Genomic DNA, 16,640 nt, shown 5'->3' with positions numbered 1-16,640 from the left:
TTCTTTGTCAGGGCTGTGCTCCGGTGCTCACGAATATTAAATTCGCTCTGCTCCGGTGCTCGCCCTTCCTAGACTTCAAAGGTTTTCTATCACGCTGAAAAGGAAGAAAAAGGGCTAAAATAAAGTTCATTTTAGCCCTTTGTCAACCATCTAAGAGCGGCTCATCCCGCTCTTTTTTTATGTGTTCTGTTTAAAAGCATCCAGCAGTTTTTCTCCTGATAGCCCCTCTTTGACGAGGTCTTTTAATACTTCTTCGGTTTCTGTTCTGTAACGATTTGTGATCATTTTACCGTCGAGTAATACAGATATGTTTTCTTCTAAGGCAACGATGTTTTTGACTTGGACCGATAGATGAACAGGGCGGTTGTTTTCTTTTGTAATCGTCACGAGAATCTTTACTTCTGTATGCTGCTGAAAGAGCACCTCAAACACTTGTCTATGCTTCTTTGGAATCAGTGCCTCGATCATCCAGTGATTTTCGCCATCTTCTTTATTAATGATTAAGCCGTCACGAAGGGGAATGCTGGACATTTTATCTTGCTTTGGATCAAGTTCGATTTTTAAATCAATCAGCCTAAAGGTTTTCATATTTATCACCTCACAAGCGTTCATTATTCGTAAGTATCATTATAGCATACAACATCTGTATAAATGAAACCGCTGCCTACTCAGAACTAGCTGCATATAAGTGAAAGGAGATGTTTTATGGAGTCCTATCAACTTCGAAACATACATATTGGTGAGGAAAAGGAAAGCAATGTGAGGATCTATACATGGGGAGACATTCTCTCATTTTGTGATGTGTATATGGAAGAAGGGGAGTCCCTCACTTTTCAATACGTGACAGACGATCAAATGGACTGTTTCGAATTTCAATTGTCAATTCATGATGGAAGGCTTTGTTTTTATTGGTTTGCGTGGGACGGGTCTGACTATATTCACATGCCTTCTAGTAATTGGATTCATTCAGATGTTTTTTATCAATTTATGAAAAATAAGTATTTCGTCAAACAAAATAAGATGATGTTTTATACGCAAGCGATAAAAAGTAAAAATGATTGAGGAAATTAAGAATTTGAAGAACGATTTTGTCATTTTCGTTTTTTGTCTCTTGTGCTATTTCTCAGTAGACTAGGGTTAGCTGAAAGGAAAGGAGGCAAAAGGCAAAGGTCTAGCATCTCGCGGCCCTCCTCTAGCTATAGCTGATAGACTTTGCCTTGTACACATATTCACTGCGTAATAGTAGAACCAAGGTTTCTTTGTATCAGTCATGTGTCCCCTGTGAATCCCCTTGTGCGTATCCGGTCATGTAGCGTGACCGGGTACTCTTATATTCATTGATAAGCCGATCATCCCTTGCAAATAGTGGATACTCATTTCATAATGATGATGGATTTGATAAACGGAAGGTCAACTGAAAATGCAGGCAAAAAAGGAGAGACCGATGACAAACATTCAATTAATCGCAACGGATTTAGACGGAACTTTATTGAACAGTGAGCACAAAGTGAGTCAGGAAAACGAGCAGGCGTTAAAGGAAGCAGCGGCGAGTGGGATTGAGGTTGTCGTTTCAACAGGAAGAGCGTATTTTGATGTGAAATCTATTTTTGATCAGCTTGGGATGAATACGTGGGTCATCAGTGCTAATGGAGCTGTGATTCATGATCCAGAAGGTCAGGTATATCATTCGGCTGTTCTAGAAGAAGAAAAAGCAAAACACATCTTATCATGGCTTGAGGAGCGTGATTATTACTATGAAGTGTTTACGAATGAAGCCATTTACACACCAAACCGCGGCAGGGAGCTTCTGGCGATAGAAATGGACCGCTTAAAGAGTGCAAATCCAGAAACGGATCAGCGTGTTCTTGAGCAAGCGGCTGAAGTTCAATACAGCCAGTCTGGTTTTGCTTATATTGATACATATCAAGAATTGTTTCGTGAGGATCAGAATCTTTCGTTTTATAACATCTTAGGTTTCTCATTTTTTCAAGACAGATTGAAAGCCGGATGGGATGCGTTTGGACATGATTCTGAATTAACATTGGTTAGTTCGGCTGATCATAACTTTGAAATTGGAGCAAAGGAAGCGTCGAAAGGGCAGGCGTTAACCAGGCTGGCAGAAAAGCTCGGTATTCCATTAAGCCGAACAGCGGCTGTAGGAGACAGTTTAAATGATGAATCAATGATTCGGGCAGCTGGGGTTGGAATTGCAATGGGGAATGCGAGAAAGGATATAAAAGAATTAGCTGATCACGTCACGTTAACAAATGATGAACATGGTGTGGCACATATGATTCAACATCTTTTGAAATAATTGAATCGTATGTATTTGTATAAATGACATAGGATGAAGCGCATTCTACAAAAGAGGAATTCAGAACTACTTCTATTTACACCCGCTATGGAACATCATATAATTTAATTATGAATATAACCCGCTTGTAAGGAAGTTAAGGAGAGTAAACGAATGGCGCTGGAATCTTATAAGTCCGACAATCTGCATTTAATCAAGGAAGCCTTAGACTATACTCAGGTTGGCCTGACGGTGACGGACCCGTCTTTACCTGATAATCCTTTAATATATGTGAACAAGGGCTTTTTAGATATGACAGGCTATCAAGAAACCGAAGTAATAGGAAAGAACTGTCGTTTCCTTCAAGGAGATGAAACTGAACAGATTGCTCTCAAACAAATTAGGGCAGCCATTGAAAACAGAGAGGCTGTCACTGTACAGTTGAAAAACTATAAAAAATCTGGTCAAATGTTTTGGAACGAGTTAAGTGTGGCGCCTCTATGGATTGATGAAAATGAAGGGAAACGCCTTTATTTCGTTGGTCTGCAAAAGGATGTTACGAAAGAGATGGAACAGCAAGAGCTTCTTGAGCAATCCATTGATGAAGTATTGAATATTTCTGTCCCGATTGTTCCGGTGAAGGATGGTATTTCTGTCCTGCCGATCATTGGTACGTTAACAGCGCCAAGGTTTGATAAAATCATCTCAACAGTCTCCACTTATATCTCTCAATCCAAAGACGATTACTTTATTGTGGATCTGTCTGGTCTATTAGAAGTGGATTCATTTGTGGCGGATGCGATCTTTAAGCTGAATGATTTGATTTTAATGACTGGCACTGAACTGATCGTGACAGGTATTAAACCAAATCTTGCGATGAAAATGGGAGAAATGAGAGAGGACTTCCGCGAGTTGAATACGTATATGAATGTGAAATCTGCATTGAAAAAGCTGCAAATTTAAGCATTCCTTTAGCTGAGATTAAAAAAAGAGGACTTTTCATCAAGTTTGAGAAAAGTCCTCTTTTTGCTGTCATTACGAAGATTGAGCGGCTGCACTTAACGTGAATAAATCTTCTAGTTCGTTCGTTGACAGCTCTGTAATCCAGCTTTCACTTTGGATAATTTGATCATTTAACGTTTGTTTTGTTTCGAGCATTTGATCAATTTTTTCCTCTATCGTGCCGGTTGTGATCATCTTATGGACGTGAACAAACCGCTTTTGCCCGATGCGGTAAGCACGGTCTGTTGCTTGGTTTTCTACAGCAGGATTCCACCATCTATCGTAGTGAATGACATGATTGGCGGCGGTTAAGTTTAGTCCGGTTCCTCCTGCTTTTAAAGAAAGAATTAAGATGTTGAACTCTTTTTTCTGGAAGCGTTCCACCATTTTGTCCCGATCATGTTTTGATAAGCTCCCATTTAAAAATTGAACTGGTTCTCCAAACATCTTTTCGGCGAGCTGTTTGATCATGTTGCCCATTTCAATATACTGCGTAAAAATGAGACAGCTTTCTCCTTGTTCGTGTATGGCTTTTAACAGCTCTGCTAATTTATCCATTTTTAATGAACGCTTCAACAATTTCACATCTGTTCCGCTCTCTTTTAAATAAAGAGCAGGGTGATCGCAAATTTGTTTGAGTCTGCCAAGCATACTTAAAATGATGGCTTTCCGCTGCATCCCTGTTAATGAGGCCATATGTTCGAATGTATCTTTGACCAGCTGTTCATATAAAGATGCCTGCTCTGCGGATAACGGGATGAATTCTTTTTCTTCTAGTTTCTCTGGCAGATTGAGTGCGACTTCTTCATCTTGTTTTGTTCGTCTTAATAAGAATGGCTTGATCAGCTGCTGCAGCTGTTGGATTCTTTTTTCTTCACGGTCTTTTTCAATCGGAAGGACGAACTTTTTATGAAAACTGGTCAGGCTGCCGAGATATCCTTTGTTCACGAAGTCGAAAATAGACCAAAGCTCTGTCAAGCGGTTCTCCATCGGTGTCCCGCTGAGGGCAATGTGGTGCTGTCCTTTTAATTGCCTAATGGCTCTCGATTGTTTCGTATGTGCATTTTTAATGTTCTGGGCTTCATCTAAGCAAATGGTATTCCATTTGGCTGCTGTTAATTCATCACGGTCAGAATGTGAGAGACCATACGAAGTGAGGACGATATCTGTTGATTCGTACGCTTTTGTAAAGTTCTCACCTTGTGGACGTGACGGTCCATAATGCAGAGCGACATTCAAATGTGGTGCGAATGTTTCAAGCTCTCTTTGCCAGTTCCCTAATACGGAAGTCGGTGCAATGATGAGAGATGGAGCGGCGTCTTGTTGATGCTCCTTCAAATAGGTGAAATAAGCGATCATTTGAATCGTTTTTCCAAGTCCCATATCATCTGCTAAACAAGCCCCGAATCCATGAGACCTTAAGAACAGAAGCCAGTTGACACCGTGCTGCTGATACGGGCGCAGTGTGCCCTTAAAGGACTCACTCATCTCATAGGATGGCAGCTCTTGTGTATCATTTAACTGATGAACAAGTCCTCGTAGTTGAGACGAAAGTTCAAATTGAATATGGGCAAAGGCCGAACTGTCTAGCAGCTCAGGAATCGACTCAGAGGAGGCCTCTTGGTCTGCGAGTTCACGTGATAAAATATCCGACATATGAAGTCCTTCGTTCTCAGCGCGCTCCATCCATTTCTTCATTTGCTGGATAAAGGTCGGATCGATTTTAATCCATTGTCCACGAATGTTGACAAGACGACGTTTACTTTGAACAAGCTCGTTGAACTCATCTTCTGTCAGCTCAATCCCGTTTGTGGCAAAGCGCCAATTAAAGTCCATAAGGGCATCCATTCCAACGTGCGATTCGCCTCGTGGTGTGGAGGAAATCCGTGCTTTTAGCATCATGGTGCTTTCTTTGACGATCTGCCACCACGATGGGAGCAGGATCTCAATCCCCATGTTCACAAGTGTTTCACTCGCTTCAGATAGGAAGAGCCACGCTTCTTCTTCTGACATGAGGGTGGTACCAGATGTAAATGAGAGCCAAGGGACAATCTGACCGAACCGCTCCAGCTCTCTGGTGATTTTTTCTTGAAACGGACGCCATGATTTTTTTAAAGAACGGATGCCTTCAAAGAAATGCAGATCACTGTTTTTCTTATCACGCAAAAACAATTCAATTTTCCAATCATCCCCGTCGAAATCAGGCTCATTTAAACGCAAGCCGACAGTGAAAGGCGTCTCATCATCGATCCAGCCGATCGTTTCCAAGAAATCCTGTTCATCTAAAAAATGTCCCTGGAAGGAGGAAAGAGCAGGCGATTGAGCAGTCATTCGGTTCCATTTGTGCTGCAAGGCATCATCATATTGAATGTAATCCTGTACGGCAAAGGAGAACCAATCAGCTGTGTAGCCATCTAACAGGCCTTCTTTGTCTTTAAAGCGAAGCATGCCTTTTGTCCATGCCTCGAAATCTGGGACAAAATCTTCATCCTCGATGAATTCGTAAATGGTTGAGGCTGTTTTCATAAGCGGCTCTGTTTCATCCGTTAACGTCACATGGCTGAAAGTATTGAATGAATTTTTCCCTAGCAATTCAACGGTCATCCAAGGACTTAACAGGAAGGCAGGTGTGCCAATAAAGCTCACATCTTCTAAGAATGTTCCGTAAAAAGATGATTCGTGCCATTGGAAAAGCTGCCTCTTCATTTCATTTAGCGGTACAGGCTGTCCGTCCTCTGCTTGCGCTGAAATGGTGAAAGAGAAATCTTCGGTTTGTTCTGCATGAATGACAATTTGTTTATGGCGTGTCATCAATTAATTTTCCTTTCTTCATTTCCTCTTGGAACGCACGCAGCCGTTTTGTTGAATCTTGCAGCTGCTGTACATATCTTTCCCACACCGCGTTTTTTTTCGTTTTATGATAAAGCGTACGCAGTTTTTTGAGCATTTTCACAGATTCCCGGTAAGCACTTCGATTCTTTTGATCGAGAAGCAGTGAGATTTCCCGGTGGTACGAAGGAATGAGTGCTTCAGGCTCTTCCTTTGCAATCTGTTTGATCAGTTCTTTCTCCAATTCACTGATGGAGAAACCGACGAGGCTGTGTATTTCAATCCATTCTGCATAGCGTTCTTGTGAATATAAGAGCTGACTATATTCAGTAAATGCATAAGGCATACAGATTTGGAGATAGCGTTCATACAAGAAATGATCTTTCGTCTGTTTAAAGTACGCGTCTAAATAAAAGAAGAAATCGCTGACGGCTCCACGCAGTTCTCTATAAGATAGGTCAAGCTGGCAATATTCTTCTAATACATATGTGATCTCTTGATACCAAAGTTTGAGACGCTTCCAGTCCTTGCGGTTTGTGAGATCCTTAAGCCAATTGAGCACATTCGGCAGCATATCTGCATTGAGCAATTTTAATTGCTGGAAGAGTCTTTCGTCTTCTTTTAGCAAATAATCCATATGCATGAGCCCAATGGTGCGCTCAACCGTTTGCTCCTGCTGTTGGGCGCTCTTGAGTAATTCTGTTTCTTTTTTGACCCATTTCCCTCTATTTAATATAGTTCCCCACATCTCCATAAAGACCGCAACTCGTTCATGCTGGAAAGGTCCGCTGATTTGAAGAAGTGTCCGAACGGCAGTTGGTGTGTTTTCAAGAAACGGATCGAGGGAAAAGGAAAGGGCGTATGTCCTCAAATGATCCACTGAATCAAAAATGGTGTTCATGAGCTGTTCTACATATGGATTCATCGAATAAAAGTCTTTTTCGGCATCAAGACGGCCGAGATCGATTAGCTCATGGAGCCTTAACCACACATCGATGGACGTATGAATCGCATACAAACTCTTGAATTCAGGTGAAGTGGGTGCGTGTTTTTTTAGGATCGATAAATAGCCGTAATACAAATGCTGTGGCGTTTGCTGGTGCTTCGGTGTCCGTTTCAGCCAGAGGTGAAATTCCTCCTGGAAAAAATTCAGCCAGCTCTGAAGTGATTGTTCATCTGGGCGCTTCACTTGGAAGTGCTGGCGAATGAGTTCTTTGCTGCGCTGTAATTCATCCTTCTCTGACCAATTTTCTGTAAAGCCGGTCACACTCTCTACTTGAGCGTATAGCGAAAAGAAGACAGCGAGGATGTGTTTACATAGTCCATCAGCTGGACATGAGCAGCTGCTTCTCACTGGAAACAGCACATGAAGGTGGACTCTTGCTGCCACGACATCATGTACATAAGCTGACCATTCGGTATCAGACTCTTGCTTGAGCCGATATACGCTGTCCTGTCTATAAGTAATCAATGCTTTTTTGATGAGTTGCTTGTTTTCATCTGTTGAAGGAAGAAGTTCTTTGATCTGTTCGGCTGTTTGTTTGATTTCTTCTTCGTTGATGTTGTGAAGCATTTGACCCGCTCCTAACCAAGTAAAAGATTCCAATTCTTTTATTATAGCTCAATGATGATTTATAAAAAAGTTTTTCATGAAAATGGTCATAAATTTCAAAAGCTGTCGAATGATGTATTAGAGTATTGCATAAACCAACCATACAGCATATAATAATGAAATTAGTGGAATCGAAAGGATACAGACATGGATAATAAGGGTTTAAATCAAGAAGAGTTTTTAAAGATTTTGATGTACGCTCATGATATTGGTGAAAATTCCAATGATGTCACAACAAAAGAAATGCTTGAAAATCTGATTGCTCATATTCGAAATGGCCTTGTTTCATAAAAGTAGCCCCCTGCTCTCTCAGCAGGGGGTTTTTGTATGCTTTTATGAATGGAACGAAAATCCCCGGCATACGATGACATTACAAGCATAAGGAGTATGGGGAGCTGATGTGTCATGAAGGTTGCGATTGCAGGCTGTGGGTATGTAGGGCTTGTCACAGGGGTGTGTTTAGCAGAGGCGGGACATGATGTGACATGTATGGATATTGACCGGCGGAAGGTCATGCAGCTGAAGCAAGGGAATCCTCCGATGTACGAGCCGGGATTAAAAGAACTGCTCAAACGGAATATGGAGCAAGGACGCATTCGTTTTCATATTAATGGAGCGTCAGCCTATTCGCAGGCTGACGTGTTAATGATTGCTGTCGGTACCCCGCAGCAGGCAGACGGTCAAGCTGATTTGCAGTATGTCTTTCAAGCGGCAAAGGAGATGGGCTTACAAGCAAAGCCAGGCGCAGTGCTTGTCGTGAAAAGTACAGTGCCTGTCGGAACGGGCGATCAAATTGATCATTTGATTCATCACGTGTTAGGTCGTAAGGAGCCATTATCTATCGCATCGAATCCAGAATTTTTACGAGAAGGGTCTGCCATCTCAGATACGCTACGAGCGGATCGGCTGGTGATTGGAGCCGAAACAAAGAACGGATTAGATCAGCTAGAGTCTATGTATGCGGATTTCCACATTCCATTCGTGAGAACAGATCGGAAAAGCGCAGAGATGATCAAATACGCATCAAATGCATTTCTTGCCACAAAAATCAGCTTCATGAATGAAATTGCTTCGATTTGTGGAAAAACGGGAGCTGATGTTGAGAGAGTTGCAGAGGGGATGGGACTCGATCAGCGGATTGGTGCTTCGTTTCTTAGGGCAGGCATTGGTTACGGAGGTTCCTGTTTTCCGAAGGATACAAATGCCCTTGTCCAAATTGCAGGGCGTGTGTCCCATGATTTTGAGCTATTGAAGGCTGTCATCAAAGTCAACAATGAGCAGCGAGCAAGTTTTATTCGAAGTGTGAAGGAGCGGATGGGAGAAAACTTGGAAGGGAAGAGAATGGCTCTTCTTGGCCTTTCCTTTAAGCCGAATACAGATGATATGAGAGAGGCGCCGTCAATCCCGATCGCTCATCAGCTCCATCAATTAGGAGCGGAGATTGTAGCCTATGATCCTGCTGCCGCTCGCAATGCAGCTCAAGAACTGCCTGATCAAGTCCTTTTTGCTCAAACGATTGAAGAGGCGATCAAGGATGCTGATGCTGTCTGTATATTAACTGAGTGGGCGGATATTCAGTCCTTTCCACTTTCAGCTTATAAAGATTTCATGAGGCAGCCGATCATTTTTGATGGTCGGAATTGTCATACGCTTGAAGCGGCAGAAGTAGCTGGTGTCGAGTATCATTCTATTGGGCGCAGGTCTGTCTCTCCTATTTATATGTAATGAGAAAAACCGATAACTTCACGTGTTATCGGTTTTTGCATTAATGCGGAAGAATGAATCCGCCATATAAAAATGCAGCCACAATCAGAAAGGCAGGGTGCAATTTGAATTTGGTCATAAAGAAAAATGAAATGGCGGCAATGGAGAGTGATTGCGTCCAGCCAATGGCTTTCACGGCATCTCCGCCAATTTCCCATGTTAATAAAAGCATCATCATCGCAATGACAGGCTGCACAGATAAAGTCATGCCTTTGACGACAGAAGATTGGCGAAAACGGTCAATGAGTTTTAGCAGTAAGATCAATCCGATAGCAGACGGCAGGACCGTGGCAAGCAGTGCAACGATAAAGCCTGGCCATCCCATGACATCATAGCCTACATAAGCCGCAATTTTCGTAGCGATTGGACCTGGAAGTGCGTTGGCTAATGCGAGCATATTGGAGAACCCTTCGTTCGTCATCCAATGAAAATGATTGACGATTTCTTCATAATTGAGCGGAATGGAGGCAGGTCCTCCGCCATACCCTAACAGATTGGATAAGAAGAATGCCCAGAATAAAAAGAGAATCAGCATCACGAAGACACTCCTTTCTCTTTATTTGTTCGAGTCCAGCGATCTTTCAGTTTGAAATGAAAGGCACCATAACATAAAAAGATGATGACAATGATTCCTGGATGAATCGAGAGTACTTGAAGACCGACAAATGCCAATAGGAATAGGACGATTCCGAAGATCATGCCGAAGCCCTTCAACGCTTTTTGTCCAAATTCATATGCCATGATTCCTAACAGAACGGCAATCACTGGTGTCACAGCACCGATCATATTTTGAATGATGACTGAAGAGCTTAAGACGCTGACAAGTGTAACAAGTGCCACCATAGCGAGACATGTCGGTAAAATATGTGCAGCAGTTGCAACAATGGCGCCAGATACACCTTTTAATCGATAGCCGAGGTATGCCGACATTTTCGTAGCAATCGGTCCGGGTAATGCGTTGGCGATGGCGAGTGTTTCTCCAAATTCGTCATCATTGATCCATTTGTATTTGACAACCGCTTCATGGCGAATGAGCGGGATGACAGAAGGTCCTCCGCCAAATCCCAGAATACCGGTTCGCACCATGGCGATCATGAGTTCAAGATATGATTGCAAGTGGTTCAACTCCTATCTACAATTTCATGCCCATTCGGCTTTTGTATCGTTTAATGAGCATTTGACAGTCAACACTGACGACGCCTTCAAGCGGGTACAGCTTCTTTGTCAGGAACGTCTCCATTTCCTGTTCATTTTGAAAAATGCCATGCATATGCAGCTTGCTTGGTCCTGTCATATGATAAAGGCTTGTGACGGCTGTTTCCTGCTCAAGCTGAAGGGCGACTGTTTCTAAACATTTCGGCTCAACCTCTACGTTAAAAAAGACAGAGACATGAATGCCGATCTTTGCTGGATTAATGACAGCGGTGAATCGTTCAATGACACCTGCTTCAATGAGTTGCTGAATACGGGCTTGTACAGCAACACGGGAAAGGCCGACTTGTTTCCCTAGATCCGTGTAGGACATACGCCCGTCCTCGTGTAATAAGGAAAGAATTTGTTTATCTCTTTCATCTAATGTTAAGTTTGGAATGCGATATTCATGTGCCACCGTATAACCACCTTTCTTCTGTTGATATTCTATCATATTTTATTACGAATAGAATGTTTGATTTTTAATTGAGTAACGAAATGAAATAATAAAAGAAGATAATATATCTTTTTGCATAAAAAAACACCCCAGTATCACCGGGGTGTGTTCATTTTATTTTTCTGGGCTGCTTTCCGCACTGGCAATTTGCTGTGCAAGGTCAGCACGATCAATGTCTGCTTGGAAGAACTCCTGCGTATTTGGAAGGTGTAAATTCATGTGACGTTTTTGGGAAATTCGGATGGTCACTTGATCCACAGTGTAATCAAATACATGCCCGCCTACGCTTCGATCATCATCAATAAAGTGGAGATGATATCCGCTTACCGCAATGCCATGTGCGTACTGTGGTGTACGGAAGCCTGCAATCGTTCCGCGAATATTTTCAAAATCGAAAATAGGCTGTGACTTGACTGCTTCCACCATCGGAACGTAAGGTTTTTCCTGTTTTTCAACCGTACGGGTTTGAACCTTTTTGAATGACCCATCGATGCGGATCGCATAAAAGACATTCTTGCTCGGTAAGATTCGGTCGATTTCTTCCTCTAGCTCTTTGGACGTCATCGGTGCATCAATTCGATGAACGATGTCCGTTTCAAAAAATGCTAGAGAGCAGAATGGTGAATAATCTTGATCGGTTACTGGTGTGGCTGTTCCATCAGAGCGCAGTCGATAAAAAGCGCCGTCAAAGCCGATTAGTTCCCCATCTAATTGATTGAATGTACCAATGCCAAAATCACCATGCTCGGGAATATGTGATAGGGAGAAATCTCCATCGTATACGGCTTCCAGCAAGGAGGTCATGGTTGATACTTGATAGACCTCTTGCTTTTTGTCCTGCGGTATTGTGTTGTTTTGTTGATTCATTGGGTGCATCATACCCATATCCGCTCACTCCTTTAACGTAATGTATCGAAGTCTTATCTGACGTTCGTTGTGTGTTTTTCACGAAAGACTTCTGGCCATTTTTGACTGGCGAGGTCTGGGTTGTCTTGATAGTCTATCGGAATATCAATAATAACGGGTCCTTCTATGTTTATACCCTTTTGAAGGACAGTTGAAAGCTCTTCAGGTGAGTTGACACGTAATCCAGTTGCTCCAAAGCTTTCTGCATATTTCACTAAGTCGATCTGACCGAACTCAACACAAGACGTACGGTCATACTTCATTTCCTGCTGGAATGCCACCATATCGTATGTGCTGTCGTTCCACACGAGATGAACGAGATTTGTTTTCATGCGCACGGCTGTTTCTAATTCCATGGCGGAGAAGAGAAAACCGCCATCACCTGAGACTGAAATGATCTTTTCATCTGGATTTAATATGGAGGCTGCAATCGCCCACGGTAATGCCACGCCAAGTGTTTGCATTCCGTTACTCACTAGGAACGTGTTCGGTTCATAAACACGGAAGTGGCGAGACATCCAAATAGCGTGCGATCCGATATCACATGTCACTTTCGTGTCATCTGGGATGATACGTCTCAACGTATGAATGACATCCAGCGGGTGTGATAAATGACTTTCTCTTTCTGGTGTTTTTTCGATATCACTTAACAGCTCTTGTAATTCTGTGACGAGATCTACGTTCTTTTTGCATAATGAAAGTGGAACGCTGTCATGAGCTAGATGTTGCACCGTTTCAGATATATTGCCCACAAGCTCAAGCGTCGGTTCATAGAAATGGTCAATATCTGCCTGCATGTCATCCACATGGATGATTTGACGCTGCTGCGGTTTCAAATTCCAATGCTTCGGATCGTATTCGATTGGATCAAAGCCAATAGTTAAAATCACATCCGCTTTCTCAATGAGAAGGTCGCCTGGCTGATTACGGAATAAGCCGATTCTGCCCACATATTGAGCCTCAAGCTCTCTTGAGAGAACACCGGCTCCTTGGTACGTTTCGACAAATGGGATACCAAGTGTTTTTAATAATGTTCTTGTCGCATTTGCCGCAGCTGGACGGCTAGCTTTCATTCCCACAATTGCAACAGGTAAGTGCGCATTTTGAATTTTGGCGATGGCCGAACTGATGAGAGCATCCGGTGCAGGACCTAGTTCTGGAGAAGGGTGAGCAGACACTGGTGTTTGTGTGGTGTGTTCGGTCACGACATCTTGTGGAAAGCTGATAAATGCTGCCCCAGCTTGACCTCTTTGTGCCGCGCGAAAAGCATTTGTTAAGGCTTCTGGTATATTGTTTACGTCTTGTACTTCAACGCTATATTTTGTCACTGGTTTGAATAATGCCGCATTGTCGAGTGATTGATGTGTTCGTTTGAGCCGATCCGCACGGATGACATTTCCAGCGATTGCAACAACAGGGTCACCTTCTGTATTGGCTGTTAATAGACCTGTCGCTAAATTGGATGCGCCTGGACCTGAAGTAACTAGACAAACGCCTGGTTTGCCAGTTAAACGACCGACAGCTGCTGCCATGAATGCCGCATTTTGTTCGTGCCTGCATAGCACAAGCTCTGGACCTCTGTCTTTTAATACATCAAATACTGCATCAATTTTTGCACCTGGAATCGCAAAAACATGGGTCACACCTTGGGCAATGAGCGTATCGACAATCAACTCTGCTCCTCGTTTTGTTAGGGGTTGTGTTTGAGAATTCATTTACCCCGCACTCCTTTCGGCAAGTAAAATTTTTTATGAAAATATATTTTCATGATATGATTTACTATACATTTCACAAAATAAATTTTCCAATATATGTTTAACGTAGTTTTAATATGTTTCACGAATAAGTGTTTGAGGAGTGAAAGGATGGAACTGAGACATTTGCAGTATTTTGTCACAGTCGCGGAGGAGCTGCATTTCGGCAGAGCGGCCGCACGATTGAACATGACACAGCCTCCACTTAGTCAGCAAATTAAGCAGTTTGAGGAAGAATTGGGATTTCCTTTGTTTCACCGGTCTAAAAGGGTGGTGGAGTTAACAGCTGCTGGAAAGGTTTTTTTACATGAGGTCCGGGGGGTGCTGCATCAGCTTGATAAAGCCGTTGATCATGCCCGGCATACGGCAAGAGGGGAGCTTGGGAAGATTATCATCGGTTTCGTTGGTACAGCGACATATGATATTCTGCCGCCAGTTGTCCGTGAATTCAGAGAGCTGTACCCCTCTGTCAGTATTGAGCTGCAACAGCTCTCTGTTCCGCAGCAGCTTGAGGCGCTTTTGAATGGTGAGATTGATATTGGTTTTTTGCATCCTACATCACCGCAAGAAGAATTGGTCAGTCGTTTAATGAAGCAAAGTGAATGTATTTTTGCGATTCCGAAAAACCATCCGCTGGCGGAAAAAGAAGCGGTCACGATTGAAGATATTCGTGATGAGCCGATTATTTCTTTATCAAAGGAATCATGGCCGTCCCTTTATCAGCATTTTGTCCTACTTTGTGAAAAGTATGGATTTTCACCTAATATTGTGCAGGAAGCAGCAGAATATCAAATGGTCATTGGGCTTGTCACAGCGGGAATCGGAATTGCTGTCATTCCAACATCGGCCCGGCGTTTATTTAATTTAGATGTGGTGTATCGGTCAATTGAAGGTGAGCAGCTACTCGCGGAATGGACCATTTCTTATAGACGAGAAAATCATAATCCGGCATTGTTTCATCTTGTCCATCATATTCTCCATCGCGCTGAGCCGGAATAAGGGAAGAGAGAACGGGGTATGGTATGATGTCGTTACATACAAGAGGAGGCATGTCTGAAGTGATTACATTACAAATGGATCAGCTGTCACGAAAAGAAGCATATAAAGTATTATCTGGTTCCGTCGTTCCAAGACCCATTGCATTTATTACAAGCCTTTCTAAAGAAGAAGTCGTCAATGCTGCACCATTTAGTTTCTTTAATGTCATCAGCGGCCATCCTCCGCTGATCGCTGTTTCTATTGGACGTCGTCAAGGAGAGATGAAAGATACAGCAAAACATATCATCGACAGGGAAGAATTTGTTGTCCATGTGAGTGATGAAGCGATGATTGAAGATATTAATGAAACAGCTGCTACTTTGCCAGAGGAAGAGAGTGAGCTGACTCGTACCGGTCTTCATCAAGTGAAGAGCAGCGTGGTGTCAGTGCCAGGAATCAAGGAAGCACGCATTCGCTTTGAATGTCAGCTGGAAAAACATCTGACCTTTCAAAATGATGAAGGGGAGATCACAGTCGATCATATCATTGGCCGGGTGGTGTGTGCGCATTTAGATGAATCCGTCTATGATGCGGAAAAAGGATATATTTTTACGAATGAATTAAAGCCAGTCGCGCGCCTAGCAGGTAATGATTATGCCCATTTAGGCACGCCATTTGTACTGAAGAGACCGGAATAACATCTAAAACCCCCGAGGCTATCGGTGGTCCAGCGTGTAGACAAACCCTCGCATTCTTTGTCAGTCCTGCGCTTCGGTGCTCACGAATGTCAATTCGCTCTGCTCCGGTGCTCGTCCTTCCTAGACTGCAAAGGTTTTCTATCACGCTGAAAAGAAGACAAAGGCTAAAATAAAGTTCATTTCAGCCTTTGTCTATAATCTAAAACCCCCGAGGCTATCGGGGGTTTAGTGTTTATTTCTTTTGTTCTAGTTTCAATGGAGCGGCGATATTTTTTTCTACCTTTTTTCCTTTTAATACATCGTCAGCAGCGCCGACTGCCAGTTGACCGATCAGCTCTGGCTGCTGCGCGACTGTTGCAGATAGTTTTCCTGCTTTGATCGAGTTGAGTGCATCTTCATTACCGTCGAAACCGACGACAAGAATGTCTTTTCCAGAGCTTTGGATGGCCTCTAGTGCGCCAAGTGCCATTTCATCATTGTGGGCAAAAACGGCTTTGATGTCAGGGTTTCCTTGAAGAAGGTTTTCCATCACGTTGAGCCCTTTTGTCCGGTCAAAGTCAGCGGCTTGTTTTGCTGTGACATCTAACTTTTTGTCTGCAATTTGATGAAAACCTTTTCCTCGTTCGCGTGTCGCAGAAGCACCTGGTACACCTTCTAGTTCAGCCACTTTTGCTCCTTTACCGACTTTGTCGATAATAAAGTTAGCTGCCATTTCGCCGCCTTTGATGTTATCAGAAGCAACAAGCGCTTCAACCTTTCCGCTTTCTGCCGAGCGGTCTAATGTGATGACCGGTATATCTGAAGCATTCGCAGATTCGACAGCCGTTGATATGGCAGAGGAATCGGCTGGGTTAATGAGTAATGCATCGACCCCTTGTTGAATTAAATCTTCTACATCACTTGTTTGTTTGGCTGAATCATTTTGTGCATCGGCAATGACAACTTCAATGCCAAGCTTTTTCGCTTCTTTTGTCACGCCGTTTTTAAGAGAAACGAAGAATGGGTTATTTAAAGTCGAGATCGACAGTCCGATTTTAATGTCTTTTTTCTTGCCATCCTTTGTTGATTTGGCCCACTCTGGCGGTTCAAGCGAGCAGGCAGAAAGCATGAATAATGAGAGAGTCACGATCAGGATTACATATTTTTTCATAGCAGC

Annotated in this window: 16 protein-coding genes; 7 read left to right on the top strand and 9 right to left on the bottom strand. The window is 43.0% G+C overall.

Annotated elements, in window-relative coordinates:
• Positions 1-177: 177 nt before the first annotated feature.
• Positions 178-588 (bottom strand): YwpF-like family protein, encoded by a 411-nt coding sequence (locus tag NST24_RS17260; RefSeq protein ID WP_003215215.1) that lies wholly within the window; start codon positions 586-588, stop codon positions 178-180.
• A 117-nt stretch (positions 589-705) separates the two neighbouring features.
• Between NST24_RS17260 and NST24_RS17255 the strand changes: the two genes are divergently transcribed.
• From NST24_RS17255 to NST24_RS17245, 3 genes are all read left to right on the top strand, one after another.
• On the top strand, positions 706-1,062 hold the full coding sequence (locus tag NST24_RS17255; RefSeq protein WP_342462050.1) for a hypothetical protein: 357 nt from the start codon (positions 706-708) through the stop codon (positions 1,060-1,062).
• A 391-nt stretch (positions 1,063-1,453) separates the two neighbouring features.
• The gene (locus NST24_RS17250) at positions 1,454-2,314 is read left to right on the top strand and encodes a Cof-type HAD-IIB family hydrolase (RefSeq protein ID WP_211256834.1); all 861 of its coding nucleotides are present in this window, start codon (positions 1,454-1,456) and stop codon (positions 2,312-2,314) included.
• Between the two features lie 153 nt (positions 2,315-2,467).
• On the top strand, positions 2,468-3,256 hold the full coding sequence (locus tag NST24_RS17245; RefSeq protein WP_072367362.1) for an STAS domain-containing protein: 789 nt from the start codon (positions 2,468-2,470) through the stop codon (positions 3,254-3,256).
• Between the two features lie 72 nt (positions 3,257-3,328).
• Here NST24_RS17245 and NST24_RS17240 read toward each other — a convergent pair whose 3' ends face one another.
• Positions 3,329-6,106, bottom strand: coding sequence for a DEAD/DEAH box helicase (locus NST24_RS17240; RefSeq protein WP_017360014.1), 2,778 nt, complete (start codon positions 6,104-6,106; stop codon positions 3,329-3,331).
• Positions 6,093-7,697, bottom strand: coding sequence for an SWIM zinc finger family protein (locus tag NST24_RS17235; protein WP_342462049.1), 1,605 nt, complete (start codon positions 7,695-7,697; stop codon positions 6,093-6,095). Before NST24_RS17235 ends, NST24_RS17240 begins: the two co-directional genes overlap by 14 nt.
• A gap of 186 nt (positions 7,698-7,883) precedes the next feature.
• On the opposite strand from NST24_RS17235, the gene NST24_RS17230 reads away from it, so the two are divergent.
• A complete protein-coding gene (locus NST24_RS17230) occupies positions 7,884-8,027 on the top strand; it encodes a hypothetical protein (RefSeq protein WP_003214884.1) in 144 nt (47 codons plus the stop codon).
• Positions 8,028-8,141: 114 nt separating this feature from the next.
• Positions 8,142-9,461, top strand: a complete 1,320-nt coding sequence (locus tag NST24_RS17225; RefSeq protein ID WP_342462048.1) for a UDP-glucose/GDP-mannose dehydrogenase family protein — start codon at positions 8,142-8,144, stop codon at positions 9,459-9,461.
• Positions 9,462-9,501: 40 nt separating this feature from the next.
• Here NST24_RS17225 and NST24_RS17220 read toward each other — a convergent pair whose 3' ends face one another.
• From NST24_RS17220 to alsS, 5 genes are all read right to left on the bottom strand, one after another.
• Complete coding sequence (locus NST24_RS17220; protein ID WP_342462047.1) at positions 9,502-10,035, bottom strand: chromate transporter; 534 nt, start codon at positions 10,033-10,035, stop codon at positions 9,502-9,504.
• Entirely contained in the window at positions 10,035-10,595 is a 561-nt protein-coding gene (locus NST24_RS17215; protein ID WP_135009809.1) for a chromate transporter, read from the bottom strand. The genes NST24_RS17220 and NST24_RS17215 overlap by 1 nt, the downstream gene beginning before the upstream one ends.
• Positions 10,596-10,632: 37 nt before the next feature.
• A complete protein-coding gene (locus NST24_RS17210; protein WP_017360010.1) occupies positions 10,633-11,109 on the bottom strand; it encodes an Lrp/AsnC family transcriptional regulator in 477 nt (158 codons plus the stop codon).
• A gap of 153 nt (positions 11,110-11,262) precedes the next feature.
• A complete protein-coding gene (budA, locus tag NST24_RS17205) occupies positions 11,263-12,015 on the bottom strand; it encodes an acetolactate decarboxylase (RefSeq protein WP_024718720.1) in 753 nt (250 codons plus the stop codon).
• A gap of 53 nt (positions 12,016-12,068) precedes the next feature.
• Positions 12,069-13,769, bottom strand: coding sequence for an acetolactate synthase AlsS (gene alsS / locus NST24_RS17200; RefSeq protein ID WP_039165330.1), 1,701 nt, complete (start codon positions 13,767-13,769; stop codon positions 12,069-12,071).
• 150 nt (positions 13,770-13,919) lie between these two features.
• On the opposite strand from alsS, the gene alsR reads away from it, so the two are divergent.
• Together alsR and NST24_RS17190 are read left to right on the top strand one after the other, a co-directional pair.
• Positions 13,920-14,807, top strand: coding sequence for an acetoin biosynthesis transcriptional regulator AlsR (alsR, locus tag NST24_RS17195; protein ID WP_342462046.1), 888 nt, complete (start codon positions 13,920-13,922; stop codon positions 14,805-14,807).
• Between the two features lie 59 nt (positions 14,808-14,866).
• A complete protein-coding gene (locus NST24_RS17190) occupies positions 14,867-15,484 on the top strand; it encodes a flavin reductase family protein (RefSeq protein WP_024718717.1) in 618 nt (205 codons plus the stop codon).
• Positions 15,485-15,716: 232 nt separating this feature from the next.
• Here NST24_RS17190 and rbsB read toward each other — a convergent pair whose 3' ends face one another.
• The gene (gene rbsB, locus NST24_RS17185; protein ID WP_017368181.1) at positions 15,717-16,634 is read right to left on the bottom strand and encodes a ribose ABC transporter substrate-binding protein RbsB; all 918 of its coding nucleotides are present in this window, start codon (positions 16,632-16,634) and stop codon (positions 15,717-15,719) included.
• Between the last annotated feature and the right edge of the window lie 6 nt (positions 16,635-16,640).

The organism is Bacillus sp. FSL R5-0286, assembly GCF_038593245.1.
GTDB classification, from domain to species: Bacteria; Bacillota; Bacilli; order Bacillales; family Bacillaceae; genus Bacillus; species Bacillus altitudinis.
Note: the sequence above shows the minus strand (reverse complement) of the source record. Positions and strands in the feature narration are given on the sequence as shown.

What these genes read in the sequence shown, in the direction of transcription:
- NST24_RS17260 (WP_003215215.1), bottom strand. Translation starts at nt 588, where the DNA reads ATGAAAACCTTTAGGCTGATTGATTTAAAAATCGAACTTGATCCAAAG.
- NST24_RS17255 (WP_342462050.1), top strand. Translation starts at nt 706, where the DNA reads ATGGAGTCCTATCAACTTCGAAACATACATATTGGTGAGGAAAAGGAA.
- NST24_RS17245 (WP_072367362.1), top strand. Translation starts at nt 2,468, where the DNA reads ATGGCGCTGGAATCTTATAAGTCCGACAATCTGCATTTAATCAAGGAA.
- NST24_RS17240 (WP_017360014.1), bottom strand. Translation starts at nt 6,106, where the DNA reads ATGACACGCCATAAACAAATTGTCATTCATGCAGAACAAACCGAAGAT.
- NST24_RS17235 (WP_342462049.1), bottom strand. Translation starts at nt 7,697, where the DNA reads ATGCTTCACAACATCAACGAAGAAGAAATCAAACAAACAGCCGAACAG.
- NST24_RS17230 (WP_003214884.1), top strand. Translation starts at nt 7,884, where the DNA reads ATGGATAATAAGGGTTTAAATCAAGAAGAGTTTTTAAAGATTTTGATG.
- NST24_RS17225 (WP_342462048.1), top strand. Translation starts at nt 8,142, where the DNA reads ATGAAGGTTGCGATTGCAGGCTGTGGGTATGTAGGGCTTGTCACAGGG.
- NST24_RS17220 (WP_342462047.1), bottom strand. Translation starts at nt 10,035, where the DNA reads ATGCTGATTCTCTTTTTATTCTGGGCATTCTTCTTATCCAATCTGTTA.
- NST24_RS17215 (WP_135009809.1), bottom strand. Translation starts at nt 10,595, where the DNA reads ATGATCGCCATGGTGCGAACCGGTATTCTGGGATTTGGCGGAGGACCT.
- budA (WP_024718720.1), bottom strand. Translation starts at nt 12,015, where the DNA reads ATGAATCAACAAAACAACACAATACCGCAGGACAAAAAGCAAGAGGTC.
- alsS (WP_039165330.1), bottom strand. Translation starts at nt 13,769, where the DNA reads ATGAATTCTCAAACACAACCCCTAACAAAACGAGGAGCAGAGTTGATT.
- alsR (WP_342462046.1), top strand. Translation starts at nt 13,920, where the DNA reads ATGGAACTGAGACATTTGCAGTATTTTGTCACAGTCGCGGAGGAGCTG.
- rbsB (WP_017368181.1), bottom strand. Translation starts at nt 16,634, where the DNA reads ATGAAAAAATATGTAATCCTGATCGTGACTCTCTCATTATTCATGCTT.